Here is a 13,468-nt window from a genome sequence, read left to right on the forward strand (position 1 = left end):
GTAAACAAGTGGTCTGATATTCAGTTTGACCACTTGCTCAAACTTTTATAATGACAGCGAGTTATTAACGGTTACTTAACCATAAAAAGAACTCATCTCTTAACACTCTTTTACACCTTCCTATTTTTATTAGTGGAAAGTCGTGTCTATTCATGAGTTCATAAGCTGTTGGTTTGGAAATTTTTAAAATTTCACTGATTTCAATGGCAGTTAAGACAATAGGATACGATTCGATATCAGATTGCTTCATACAATTTTCGGAATATTATTCTTCTCCTTTAATTTCAATTTGTGCTTGTTAATTTCGTTCTTTATTTTCAGCTCTTCCTCCCATACTTTTAATAATGCCAATGCATTTTCACGCTTACTTTTTAACTTTCCTAAATCCTTTTTATCCAAAATAAACCCTCCTAAGATTTTTCTCTTAAGAGGGTTTCTAAATAATTTCATTATTTTCATTTGACCAAAATTTTGGCCAAGAACTTTGAAATGGGAATTCTTATTTTAACCAATTATATTTATTTGTGAAAGGTTTACTATGACAAGATTATTCATCCCAGGAGTACTTTTACTTATTCACTTAGACGTTGATATTATTAGATTTGCAGGATTTGTGTGTAAAGAATGTGTAGGTTACGTATAATTTAATTATCTTAATCTATAGGTTACTTCTTCTCGTTCAACTCTTGATACATTTTTATAAATTTCACTTAGTTTTAGTAAAGTCCTAGATACCTTATCAAACCTCATTCGAACTTTTTATAAAAATTCTCATACTTTAATGCTAAAGATTCTTTTTCTTTTCCATCAAAAACAAAGTATACCCCTCTGCTATTTCTTATTTCTATGATAAATCAACGTCCCATTTCATCTGTAAAATATTTTTCAAATACAATACATACACTTTCACAAGGGAAAGGCATAGGCAAAGCAACCTCCTAAAATCTCTCTTCCAACCGATTCATGCCCTCTTTTATCTATCTCCCCGAGAAAAACTGTAACATTAGCTTCTAATTCCTCTTTATTAACTTCTCCGTCGATAGTTACTCAAGGGCAAAACTTTAATTTTTTTATAATTCTCCATGCCTGTGTTGCAGATTCTTTATTTACTTTTACATCCTCATCCTCTTTAGAAGATTTATAAATAAGTTTAGTTAAATATGCGAAATACACAGGATTAGTTTTAAGTTCATTTATTAAAAATCTTGGCTGTAAATGATCAATAATAATTTCAAAATAAGCCTATTCTAAATTATATATTTTCAAATAAACCTCATTTTCTTTATTAACTTCTACAATCTCATATATATTTTTAAATAGGTATAGACTTAGCAGCTTTTTTTGGCTTAGGAGCGCTTTCTACAGCACTCCAAGGTAAATTTGTAATTCAACCTTGGAGAGGCTGGCAAGAACCTTTAAATCTTTATTTAGCTTCATTATTACCGTCCTATAGTCAACTCCAAATATTAATCAAATCTACTGTCGATGAAGTGTAACTATATTCCTCTCCATCAACTTCTATCTCCATTGGAAATGTAAATGCATCTCCTACAAATAAAGCTGTACCACTTTTTAAAAAGGATAATCTAAAAATTTGCAAATCATTTAAGTAAGGAATGCTTTTCTTTAATTGCTCTAGGTCTAGATTATTCCTTATTCTATGCAAGATATAATTATTACATTGCGATAATACCGTTTTTGACAGCTCTCCAGGTCTTTGACTTGCTATTATCATGAAAACTCCAAATTTTCTTCCCTCTTTTGATATTCGCTCAAATATTTTTTTTGGCTGAATATTGTTTACATCATTTTCTTCAGTGATATATCTGTGTGCTTCGTCCAAAAGAAAATGATAAACTTTTTCTATTTGTTGATCCATGTTCTTAATTCTCTTTTGATTCTCAAATATATTTCTCATGATATATGAAGATAAGAATAATAAATCTTGATTTTCATACGAAGAAACATCAAATACTGTTAAAGCTTTATTAAATAAAGTAATTTCTTCAAACCTTTTTATTTTATGAGGATTTGAATCAAATAGTGTATTAGAATATGTTTGTATAATATTTTCTATTCGAGCTATTAAAGTGGTTGAGTGGCTTCTTGCCGCATTGTTACCTTTTGATTCTTCAATAATTAAAGCTAATTCAAGACCGTGTAATAAATGCTTTAAATCGCTTATACAGCAATCTTGAATTTTTAAAAGTTCCTGTAAATATAATGAACATTCATTATATTTTTTGTTGATGTTTGTAAAAATATAATTTTCAATTGCTGCTTTAAAGTTAGCTTCTTGCACCGTATTTCCAAAATTCCCAAACTTAGCATCATAGTTAGATAATTGAGCAGTAATTTGAGCATCATTAACTATATCAAGTAAGTTTATAATTTTGGTTCTTTTAGGTACTGCATCAGTAGATTGATAATTATATAATTCTAAAGCACAGTAAGCGTATATCCATTTATATTTATCTACATTCGAGAATACAAGTGAAGCCATCCTTAAACCATTCATAAGCATTGGTAATTGTACTAAAACTGCAGGATTCACTAGATTTATCCAATCTTCTTAAGTGTAGTAGAAAATTGGCTTAAACCGCTTTATAGTCTGATGAAGCAACTATATTGGCTAAATGTGCTACAAATAGATAAAACATATGCACAAATTCTCAAGCGTTCAGAAAGAATGCTGGCTCAATCAAACGCTTATAACTGGGTATGTCGCAGTGTACATAGTGAATGCCCTATTATTGTTTTATTTAAAAGCTCACTTTCACTAGGGCGTGCTATATTATAAGATATGGAAAGGTAACACTTTTGTACAACTTTTTTTAGAGTTCCTTTAAAGGGTAAGGGACGCACAATTTGCTTGACATGGAACCACTATAGGCATGATGTGAGAAGTATGATAAAAGGCTAATACACGAACAGGTTGACATCATTAATCAAACTTTTAAATAAATTTAAACACATATTTTTGTCTCCTAATTCTTCATATACTTTCATCAATTCTAAATTGCTATCATGTCCTCCACCTTCATTTATAAGATAATTAACCATTTGTTGTTTTGCAGTTCCATTAGCTAAAGCTGCAACTATCCCCAAATATAAGTATTTACTGTTTTTCTTCAGATGGGTCATATCCGGATATCTATTTTCACGCATATGATTAATCAACATATCAATATTACCAAATAAATCCAACATTTTACTAATCAAACATTCATAATGTTCAAGGGCATCCACACAGTACTTAAAATCAAAATCAGTAAAAAATTGTTCCAGTTTTTCTTCAGAATCCAACTCATTAATAAATTTCGTTAAGTCTACTTTTTCTGTGTTAGATAAAATTGGAGTCATATTATATTCTGCTTCTTTTTTCTCTTCTACATCTACTGGTTTCGAAAATCGTTCACATAGCCTGCTATAACTCTGATATTCTGATGAATATAACTCTCTTCCCCAACCTGAATTATCAAGCCCATCTAACTCGTTTCGAATATTCTCAAAAACCTCAGCATGTTCTTTTTTACTATAAAAATCAGACATGGCTAAAATTAGATATACTTCTATTTTCCCATAAAAATAGTACCAGTTAGTTTTTTGATTATAATTATCGAAATAAGCATCAAAATTCATGATACATTCTACAACTTCTGTTAAAGGTAAACCTAAATCAACCATTGTACCTGCAACTTCACGATGCAACTCGTTACTTAAATTTTCAAACTTGATTAACTTTTTATAACAATAGAATGCAATTTCAAAGTTTGTCCTAATTAATACCTTGATTAACATTTCAGATACTCTATTGGCTACATTATTATTGTTTAATGTAATGGCTATATCTATTAGTTTATCAACATATACATACGCTTGTTCTTTTGAAATCCAATGATTTTGAAGTAAAATCTCAAAGGATCCAATTAGTATCTCATCGGCTAAAGTATCTTTTCTGGAATTCATTCTCATAATTCCATGATCGACACCGCTTAATAAAAATTCAAAACTTAAATCTTCATCAAAATCAGATAACAGATAGGATAATATGAACATGGATTCGCTTGTACTCGAGTAATCTATATCTTTGTAATTTTCTTCAGATGTTAACCCTAATAATTCAAAAGCACTAAATAATTCCCTATACACCTTACAATTGGTTTTCTTTATTTGAAAATAAACCATTTGAATATTATCTATTTTCTTATGATTGAGGTAATTAATACAACTCTTAACCGATTTTATATTTTCTTTATTAAATACAAATGCGTTACCAAGTAATAAACGAGAATAATATCCAACAGTTGTATTTTTAAAAAGAGTAGAGGTTGAGAATAATTTCACCATTTTAGCTAAAGAACCAGTCCCATCTAACAATAAAACATACATTTCATAAAAATTGTTGTATGTCATTAAACTTCTATGCAAATTAATTTCCATGCTTTTATTGTTTTTATTTGGCAATGACAAAAATGCAATAACATTATGATGGTTTCTCCAAAATACAGAACTTTCTATTCTTCCTAATTCGGTTACATATTTTTTAATACAACTATTTTCTTCATCCGTCAAATCTTCACCTACATATTTTTTAAACCCATATAATAAGGCCCGATGTAATCCTTCAGTAGCCCTTTGCATGTAAATCCCTGATGCAAAGGGGGCAAGCTTAATATTAAAAATTCATTTTAAATGTGACATATATTCATATGCTGTAGTTCCATATACGCCTTTAAAGTGCTTATTTAGATGGGTTAAATCAACAAAGCCACATTGCGCCACTGCCGAATAAATATCTTTTTTTTGTTCTATTAATTGTTTAGCACGTTCAATTTTGCAGTTAAGAAAGTATTGATATGGTGTAATTCCAGTATGTGCCTTGAACAATCTAATAAACTGAAACTTCGATAAGTTAAGCTCTTTACATACCTCATCAAGTTTAAGTACATGTTCTAAATTAGCATGAAGTATATTCTTTGCTTTTCCAATTAGAGCATTTTCTTTCTTATCTTTTAAATAGAAATCACTTTGAGTTAGGAAACCTGTAAGGGATAAGAATAATTCGCTGCAAAATGCCTCATCTTTTTCGCTTAATATAGCATTAGATAGATTTACTATTCTTTGTTCAAGACTGTAATCATAAACAATAGGGGTTGAAAAGCGTACAATATCCTTTTTCTCAGTAGCTTCTAAAAACAATTGTGGCTCAATATATAGCATCACATAATCAAGGCCTTCCTTATCATGCGCCATTCCGTCATGGGCCTGTTCTGGATTAAAAAGCATCACACCATTTTGATGCGATAATTGTAAGCTACCTTCTAAGTGATAGTGTTGTATTCCACGCAATGTTACTCCTATTGCATACTCTTGGTGAGCGTGCTTTTTATACTTGAAATCAGTAATACTTGCAGCTAACGCAGTAATACCTGCTGCCTTTTTATAGATAAATTTATCCACTTCATTCACCTCTTAAAATACTACACTACTACATCCAGATCATAATTGTAGCATAAAGTAAACTTAGAGCCATTATGACATTAACAAGCCTTGTATGCTTTTGTAAAAAGTTCTTGAGGATGGCACCGAAAAGAACCCAAGTAATAAATGCTAAAAATCCAACGATTGTTATAGCTATAACACTTATTGTCACAGTAGTCGTGTCTGTGTAGTACGGCAAAATGAAACTGGGAATGACAGTCATAGTGAATAACACTACCTTTGGATTTAAAAACTGCGTAAGGAAGCCAGAGATAAAAGTGCCAGTTTTGTTGTCAGTTGTTTCTGATGTATCCATTTTATAAATTTGATAGGCGAGATATAACATATAAATAGTTCCAATAATCTGCATACCCATTAAAATTTTCGGTATGAATGTTATAAGTACTGTATTCAACATTGCAGAAATTCCAAGTAATACGCCAAAAGCAATCGTTGCTCCATACGTATATTCCATTGCCTTTTTAGGTCCATAATTATGTACTGTGGATAATATGACGATATTTGTTGGACCTGGTGTAAAAGTAACAATAAAACAGTAAATGATAAAAGATGTAATATCCAAGATGAAGACTCCTTTCAATGTACTCTCATGAATATTACATCTTTCAGTTAAATGGGGTATAGTACATTATTGCATGCCTGGATGAAACATCTTTATAGTTTACTCTACAAATTTTACTGTGCTTTACTTTAGTGTTATACAACAATCTGGCCCTATAACAGAAGGACACGCACTTTTATACATGCGTGTCTAAAAATTGCTTATAGTTCAATTTCAAAAGTATTTACTGTAATAATCCTGTCTTAGTTTTCCACTTAACTGAGCATAAATCTTTGTTGTCTCACTCTTTTCGTGCCCAAGTAGTTCTGGATGACATCGATTGGCGCACCGTTATTAATCATATGTGTTGCATAGCTGTGTCGTAATTGATGAGGATGTATACTCTTTTTTATTCCAGCTCGATGTGATACGCGCTTAATAATATATCTCAAATTATCAATGCTCATACGCCTTTTAGGCTTCCTGTCCGTAATAAATAAACAAGAATCTTCATCCTCCCGTTCCTCTAAATACCTCTTTAACCAAATGGAACAGCGAGTATTAAAGTAAACTTCTCTTTCTTTGTCACCTTTCCCTTGTACAATGACGGAATTTGTTCGGAAATCAATATCATCACGGTCTAATTTTACTACCTCCCCAATACGGCAGCCTGTCGAATACATAAACTCAAATAGCGCATTTTCCATCGTTGTTTGGCATGCTTCCCTTAAATGTTCAATCTCTAGTTCTGAGAGAAACTTAGGTATTCTTTTACCTAATTTCGGTTCTTTCAATTTAGCAGCAGGATTTTTTAGAATATATCCCTCTTCATGTGACCATCTAAATAGTGATTTAACACAACGAATCCTATGCCCTAAACTAGAAGGCTTTAAGTGATCTCCTGACTGTATTAAATATTCTTTTAATTTTTCTGTACTGAATCCATTCATATCAATATCACCAAAAAACCGCAATAAAAGATTGTATTGAAAACAATATGTTTTTAATGTAAGTGGTGAATAACCCTCGATTCTTTTATCTTGTTGATATTTTTTCCACGCTTCGGATAATAACATCTATCTTTCACTCTCCTACTAAGGTTAAATCTATTATTCTAAATTCTATTATGTTCAGAGAGAGTCTTTTTCATACCGAAATAATCAATAATTTAAGATATTGATTATTTCCGATTTCTTTGTAACCAGTTAAAATCAGAAAAGGGGCCTCTCCCTTTTTCCAGGAAAGCGCCCGATTGTTGCATAAATGGGATATTGTAGGTGTCAAACACTAGCTGTGAGATATATTCTAAGTTTTGTTTCATCACTATTGCAATTCCTAAATTGGTTAAATAACTTGTCAGTCAATAACTAAGTTCCATCAACCTCATTATTATAGACATTCCATGTACTGCAAGAAACTAAACAATAAATTATCACCCCTCAAGCATCTTACATCATACCCACTGTTCTAGGAAATCGCCCATATGTCTGCTTTCTATTTTTATGTTTGATTATTTATTCTATTTTCTCCCCATGCACACATTTTGTCTAATATCTCTCTTAAAGACTCTCCTGTATCTGATAGAGAGTATTCCACTTTTGGTGGTATTTGATGGTAGACATAACGATTTATGATTCCGTCACTTTCTAACTCCCTTAATTGCTGAGTCAACATTTTCTTGGTTATTTGAGGGATGGATTTTTGAAGTTCACTGAACCTCATTTTCCCACTTTTTAAGTGACATAATATAAGTGCCTTCCATTTTCCACCGATAACCTCTAAGGTAGCTTCAATTGGAATATTATAATGAATTCTTTCCATTCACTTCATCCTCTTTTTTCCATTTATTTTAGGTTACTTGATAGATACTAGGGTACAATAAAGTAACTACTATTAAAATTGGTACCAAAATATTATACTGTTTTTATTATTAAAAAGGGAGAGATATATATGACATATCCACGAACATTTTCACATATCGGAATTTCTGTTCCGGATTTAGAGGTAGCTGTAAAATTTTACACTGAGGTTATGGGATGGTATATCATAATGGAACCGTCTGAAGTAATGGAAGATGATAGTGCTATCGGTATTATGTGTAAAGATGTATTCGGCACTGGCTGGGGACAATTTCGTATTGCTCACTTAGCGACCGGTGACAGAATAGGCATCGAAATGTTTGAATTCAAAAACAATGAAAAGCCAGAAAATAATTTTGAATACTGGAAAACAGGTATTTTCCACTATGCAGTTCAAGATCCGGATGTAGAAGGACTTGTAGGAAAAATTGTTGCTAATGGTGGAAAACAACGTATGCCAATTCGTGAATATTATCCAGGAGAAAAACCGTATCGTATGGTTTATTGTGAAGATCCATTTGGAAACTTAGTAGAAATTTATAGCCATAGTTATGAATTAACCTATTCACAAGGAGACTACTAAGTCCCCTATTTGAGGAGTTGAAAACGATGAAAGCATGGATAATGAGACAGCCCGGCAGTATAGATGAAATCGTATGGGAAGAAATTGAAGATGCCCAAGCCCCCGGTGAGGGACAATTGGTTGTAAAGGTGATTAGCACGGCTCTAAATCCAGTTGATTATCAAATGATACAGTCTGGTAGTCCGAACTGGATTTATCCGCATTATACCGGAGTTGACTTAGCTGGAGAAGTTGTAGAAGTTGGCCAAAATGTAGTTGGATTCAATATTGGAGATCGGGTGGCTTGCCATACTGATTTAAACAAGAAAGGAGCATTTGCAGAGTACACAGTTGTCGATGCGCTTGCTACAGCAAAAATTCCAAAAGGTGTATCTTTTAATGATGCAGCGGCAATTCTGTGTTCGGGCATGACTGCTTATGAAACGATTTTTCAGAAATTCAATCATGTACAGAAACAAACAATCTTAATTCACGGTGGAGCTGGAGGAGTAGGCGGTATTGCTATTCAATTAGCGAAAGAACTAGGTTTAAAGGTTTTTACGACAGCGTCATCTACTAATCATTCGTGGGTCAAATCTCTTGGTGCAGATATAGTAATTGATTACCGAACGGAAGATGTGACAAAACGAATCTTAGAAGAGACGAATGAGGATGGGGTTGATTTGATATTTAATACAATCAGTTCTGCAGAAGCCACAGAAGACTTACAACGCTTAGCATTTTCTGGACAATTGGCTTATATTGCGGGCAAGCCCGACTTATCAGTCATAAAACCCTTCTCTCTCTCTCCATCCATCCACGAGGTAGCTTTAGGAGCAGCCCACAGAAGTGGTTCCATCCGAGCGAAAGAAAACTTAGCTTTTATGGCTAACGAATTAATGCAAAGAGTGAAAAAAGGAACACTCAATCCGATGGTAAATGAAGTTCTACCGAGAGAAGAATTGCCTACTGGCTTGAAGAAACTAAAAGATCGTCATGTTCGAGGGAAAATCATTATTAGAATGCAACCATAATCATACATTCAAAAGGCCGCCAATTGGCGGCCTTCTTATGGCGCTAACGCACCCGTTAGTTCATTAAGAAAAGTAATTCTTATTAAAGATTCGAGCACGATGCTAAAAACTGCATTTTTCTGACACTACTAAATAGAAGTTCTTCAATAATATGGCCCTTTAACGGAAAAACGCGATCTTCTTATTGAAGAATCGCGCCCGATTGTTGAAGATCATTTTTCAACTATAGCCCCGTTATTGAAGTATAGGAACGATTATATAATTCAGGTTTAAGCCCTCAAATTATATTTTTCTAAACAAACAAACAATAAAGTCTTCGAGACCAAATTCATTCTGATTTAAATTATTATGCTGCATATCACGGATCTCAATTTCTTGGAAATCCGAAAAAAGTATTTGTAATTTTTCTTTGGAATATCCTAAACCACCGTGTAAACTTCGATCAATATAATATTGTTGATCGGACAGTGATGCCCCACCGTACTTTCCATTTTCTTTGAATGCACTGATAGAAAAATAACCATTATTCTTTAAATATTTGTTGATAAATTGTATGTAAGATACTCTTCGATGAGGAGATAAATGGTGAAAACAACCAGAATCATATATGTAATCAAACCCTTTTGATTCCAGCTTTAAATTAAAGATATTTTCACAAATAAATTGAATGTTTACATTTTGGACATTAGCTTGCTCCTTTGCCCACTCAATTGCTTGTTGTGATAAATCTACAGCGGTTACATTAAAACCTTTTTGAGCTAAATAAATAGCATTTCGCCCATTCCCACAGCCAATTTCAAGTACGTTATGTGGCTTTATAGTTTCTTTTTCAATATATTTTACTAAATGTTCATCTGGTCTATCACAAAAAAAAGGTACATTTCTTTCTTTATCTTTATAAAATGTATCCCAAAATTCTGTTGGCTCTCTTAATAAAGAATCTAGTAATTCATATAAATCCTCATTATTTTTAACTAACATTTAACACCCTCCTTATGTAATTTAATTGTAATATAAAGGGAGTTTTGTATTGTTACACTATGTTTAAATAAAGATTAAATACCTTTATCTACCGTAGTGAAAAGTGCCTCAATAATGGAATTAAACACGTCTAGTATTCATCTTATCTGAATAGAACAATCAGGAGATAGTAACATATGGTAATGAATAAAAAAAGCTTATAAAGCATTTTGAGAATATTTACATTAGAGGGTAAAAAATATATTATTACATTTATTACAAATATTACATATAAAAACAAAACCATGTTTGATAACTTTTTGAGTGTTATTCAACAATATGGCCCTATAACGGAAAAACGCGATCTTCTTATTGAAGAATCGCGCCCGATTGTTGAAGATAGTTATTCAGTGTCTCCATACTTTCAAATGGGAATTATAATGACTTATATATACTATATACAATAAAAATTACAAAGACGATTATAATTAATACTCCGATTTCTTTGATACTCATCCCAGTAGTATTAGGCATACCTGCTTGTGTGCGATTAAGATTATCATTGAAATTTCCAGCAGGATTCTTTTTTTGTTCTTCTTGATATAAACGCTCTCTTTCCTGTTCTGGTGTTTCTTTTCTAGACATCTAAACACCTCCTAAGTTGTTATATTAGTATTTCTAGCAGAGTTCAATAAATTCCTTTAAACCTTCCCAAAGCATCGTTTAGTAATACTGCATAAAAGACTTTTATTCCACAATCTGGCCCCTAAATGCACAAAAGAGCCTTTCCTTATTCAAGGAAAGCGCCCGATTGTTGTATAAGGGTGGCATCAGATTTATACATAAACACTGATTTAGATAATACATATTTATTATCTCTTTTTAAGAAGATTCAAATGAAAAATTGATAAAGAACATGGAATTCAAAGATCAGTAGTTGAATGTTTAAAAAATGCTTTTTTTAATATTTTTTGCGTTAACCAAAATTGCACAGATGATGCCTAATATCATCATTAAAGATATATGATCTCTAATGGATATCCCTCGAAAAGCTATAACACAAAATAGTATTCCAACTAAGCACCCACTAAAAATATAACTAACAAAATTATAAAATTTGTTTTTTATTTTAAAGTCTAAAATAAAAGAAACACTTGCACCAACAACAAATAATGGGAGGACATAAAGGCTATAACCAAATAGGCTAATAAAAAATTCATCATAGTTGGGTGGATTATGTAAAAAATAAATATAATTAAATGCTAAAGCTGCTGAAACTAACAATGAATTAACAATTGTTGTAAATATTTTTTGTTTAATAAATTTCATTCTCATCAACCCCTTATAGTTTACATCTTAAACTATTTTTTAACATAAACCGAAAACCCTCTCTAATGTATATTTCGTATCGTTATAAAACCGCATTTTTCTATTGCTATTCCATAGAAAGTTATTCAACAATATGGCCCTATAATTGAATAAAGCACTTTTCTTATTCAATAAAAGCGCCAGATTGTTGTAGTTCGTTATATAGTGATTTTTCCAATTTTATAGTATATCCTTTTTATTTTAAGGGGGAATTATTTGGAAAAGAGAAATAATAGGAGACCAAAGAAATCAAAAAAAGAAAAACTTATTTGGGCATTAATTATATTGGTAATAGTTATAGTTGGTTATGGATATATGTCGTCTATCTTGAAACAAAAATATAGTGAAACCGCTTTAATTGATTCAATTGAAATAGCTGCTTCAGATTATAAAAAAGATAAATATTCTAAAGGAACGATTACCTATAATTCTGAGGATATTACAGAGAATAAAAAAATTATACTTTCGGAAGAAAATATAGCTAAATTATTAACCCAATTTGAAAAAACAACTGTTACAGGTATTAAAAGAAAAGATATAGATGCTTTAAATTTGAAGAATTCCTACACTATTGAATTTGACTCTAATTACGGAGATGATCTTGTCTTATTTGTAGGTAGAGATGAAATTTCTCAAAATGTTATTTTAGATTTTATGGCTTTTGAAAAAAAATTAGCGGATAAATATCTTGTGCAAGATGAAGAAACATTTTATTTAATTGAAGAATTGGTGAAACAAGCTCCTTAGATTTAAGGGACTTGTTTTTAATTGTACTAATTATTAAGAGAACTTAATTACATTTTTTTTCGAGAGTTCTAGTTGGGAGCTACAGATAATACAGTGGGTTATTGTTGCTCCACAATATGGCCCGTTTGTTGAATAAAGCAAAGGTCAAATTTAAGTACTTATATCCTGACGGTGAAAATTAATGATTTTACAGAGCTGATTATTTATGAACATTGAGTTACATTAAAAATCCATCTGTTTTTAAATTAGTAATAACTTATACAGAGGCCTCTACCTATATAGACATAAACTTATAATACAGATAATACAGGAAAACAAAAAAAGAGTAATACAAACCACTTGTTAACTCTTTTGTCCGCAATTTGTCCGTAGAATTATTTTTTTGTGCTTATTTTATTTAACTGAATTAATTTATCCTCTCTTAAAAACCTTATTAAAACAGGCTTATTTAACTTAATTGAATTTAGTTTGACGCGGTTTATTTGGCCTGATTAATTCGACAAGGTGGGGGTCGCAAGTTCGAGACTTGTCGAGACCATCATTTATTCCGCCTGTAAACGTTGGTATATCAACGTTTACGGGCTTTCCTTTTTTTGAAGACATCCTAGCTTACGCCGAAATTTTTGGATTTGTCCGCAATTTGTCCGCAGGATTTTTTCCAATTATTTAGTGTTACTATGACTTATGTTTACCATAATGTTCAACTTTAGGAGCAATAGGAGTATTTCCTTCTAACATCCTCGAAACATTTCGGTTATTAAACTCCTTTGCAAAGCTTGAATTTGCTACAGACTTCCAAAATTCTTTTCTGAAATCATCAAAGGAATTGAATTGTTTGTCTAATAGTTCAACGTTAAAAAACTTTCTCAAATATGGTTTTGGGAAGCTTTAT

General features: G+C 31.6%; 15 protein-coding genes and 1 pseudogene. 4 read left to right on the top strand and 12 right to left on the bottom strand.

All coding sequences use genetic code 11. From position 1 onward, the window contains the following. Positions 1-64 precede the first annotated feature (64 nt). Positions 65-250, bottom strand: a complete 186-nt coding sequence (locus tag CBM15_RS07915) for a helix-turn-helix domain-containing protein (protein WP_087616947.1) — start codon at positions 248-250, stop codon at positions 65-67. Further along, positions 247-399, bottom strand: a complete 153-nt coding sequence (locus tag CBM15_RS19260) for a hypothetical protein (RefSeq protein WP_158100195.1) — start codon at positions 397-399, stop codon at positions 247-249. The genes CBM15_RS07915 and CBM15_RS19260 overlap by 4 nt, the downstream gene beginning before the upstream one ends. 923 nt (positions 400-1,322) lie before the next feature. Here CBM15_RS19260 and CBM15_RS19685 point away from each other — a divergent pair. Next, positions 1,323-1,496, top strand: a complete 174-nt coding sequence (locus tag CBM15_RS19685; RefSeq protein WP_420820146.1) for a DUF3987 domain-containing protein — start codon at positions 1,323-1,325, stop codon at positions 1,494-1,496. Here the strand turns inward: CBM15_RS19685 and CBM15_RS07920 are convergent. The 6 genes and pseudogenes from CBM15_RS07920 to CBM15_RS07945 form a co-directional block, all read right to left on the bottom strand. Next, positions 1,454-2,554 (bottom strand): ATP-binding protein, encoded by a 1,101-nt coding sequence (locus CBM15_RS07920; protein WP_087616949.1) that lies wholly within the window; start codon positions 2,552-2,554, stop codon positions 1,454-1,456. The genes CBM15_RS19685 and CBM15_RS07920 overlap by 43 nt on opposite strands. A 365-nt stretch (positions 2,555-2,919) precedes the next feature. Next, positions 2,920-4,644 carry a Rossmann-fold NAD(P)-binding domain-containing protein gene (locus CBM15_RS07925; protein WP_087616951.1) on the bottom strand — a complete coding sequence of 575 codons (1,725 nt, stop codon included), beginning with the start codon at positions 4,642-4,644 and terminating at the stop codon, positions 2,920-2,922. A gap of 42 nt (positions 4,645-4,686) precedes the next feature. Then, positions 4,687-5,463: an AraC family transcriptional regulator gene (locus CBM15_RS07930; protein ID WP_087616953.1), complete on the bottom strand. Its 777-nt coding sequence runs from the start codon at positions 5,461-5,463 to the stop codon at positions 4,687-4,689. Positions 5,464-5,491: 28 nt separating this feature from the next. Further along, entirely contained in the window at positions 5,492-6,067 is a 576-nt protein-coding gene (locus tag CBM15_RS07935) for a LysE family translocator (RefSeq protein WP_087616955.1), read from the bottom strand. Positions 6,068-6,280: 213 nt separating this feature from the next. Further along, positions 6,281-7,122: pseudogene (gene xerA / locus CBM15_RS07940) on the bottom strand (site-specific tyrosine recombinase/integron integrase). A 424-nt stretch (positions 7,123-7,546) separates the two neighbouring features. After that, positions 7,547-7,867: a winged helix-turn-helix transcriptional regulator gene (locus tag CBM15_RS07945; protein ID WP_087616957.1), complete on the bottom strand. Its 321-nt coding sequence runs from the start codon at positions 7,865-7,867 to the stop codon at positions 7,547-7,549. A 129-nt stretch (positions 7,868-7,996) separates the two neighbouring features. Here CBM15_RS07945 and CBM15_RS07950 point away from each other — a divergent pair, with 129 nt between their 5' ends. Both CBM15_RS07950 and CBM15_RS07955 read left to right on the top strand, forming a co-directional pair. Further along, positions 7,997-8,488, top strand: a complete 492-nt coding sequence (locus tag CBM15_RS07950; RefSeq protein WP_087616959.1) for a lactoylglutathione lyase family protein — start codon at positions 7,997-7,999, stop codon at positions 8,486-8,488. A gap of 26 nt (positions 8,489-8,514) precedes the next feature. Next, positions 8,515-9,501, top strand: a complete 987-nt coding sequence (locus CBM15_RS07955; protein WP_087616961.1) for a zinc-binding dehydrogenase — start codon at positions 8,515-8,517, stop codon at positions 9,499-9,501. 282 nt (positions 9,502-9,783) lie between these two features. Here the strand turns inward: CBM15_RS07955 and CBM15_RS07960 are convergent, their stop codons facing one another. From CBM15_RS07960 to CBM15_RS07970, 3 genes are all read right to left on the bottom strand, one after another. Next, complete coding sequence (locus CBM15_RS07960; RefSeq protein WP_087616963.1) at positions 9,784-10,482, bottom strand: class I SAM-dependent methyltransferase; 699 nt, start codon at positions 10,480-10,482, stop codon at positions 9,784-9,786. 414 nt (positions 10,483-10,896) lie between these two features. After that, positions 10,897-11,106, bottom strand: a complete 210-nt coding sequence (locus CBM15_RS07965; protein WP_087616966.1) for a DUF6366 family protein — start codon at positions 11,104-11,106, stop codon at positions 10,897-10,899. Positions 11,107-11,406: 300 nt separating this feature from the next. After that, the gene (locus CBM15_RS07970) at positions 11,407-11,790 is read right to left on the bottom strand and encodes a hypothetical protein (protein ID WP_087616969.1); all 384 of its coding nucleotides are present in this window, start codon (positions 11,788-11,790) and stop codon (positions 11,407-11,409) included. Positions 11,791-12,045: 255 nt separating this feature from the next. Between CBM15_RS07970 and CBM15_RS07975 the strand changes: the two genes are divergently transcribed. Continuing rightward, positions 12,046-12,576, top strand: coding sequence for a zinc ribbon domain-containing protein (locus CBM15_RS07975; RefSeq protein ID WP_087616972.1), 531 nt, complete (start codon positions 12,046-12,048; stop codon positions 12,574-12,576). A gap of 675 nt (positions 12,577-13,251) precedes the next feature. Here the strand turns inward: CBM15_RS07975 and CBM15_RS19645 are convergent. Beyond that, positions 13,252-13,446 carry a hypothetical protein gene (locus tag CBM15_RS19645; protein ID WP_338057545.1) on the bottom strand — a complete coding sequence of 65 codons (195 nt, stop codon included), beginning with the start codon at positions 13,444-13,446 and terminating at the stop codon, positions 13,252-13,254. Positions 13,447-13,468 lie beyond the last annotated feature (22 nt).

Source organism: Solibacillus kalamii (assembly GCF_002174535.1).
Taxonomy (GTDB): domain Bacteria; phylum Bacillota; class Bacilli; order Bacillales_A; family Planococcaceae; genus Solibacillus; species Solibacillus silvestris.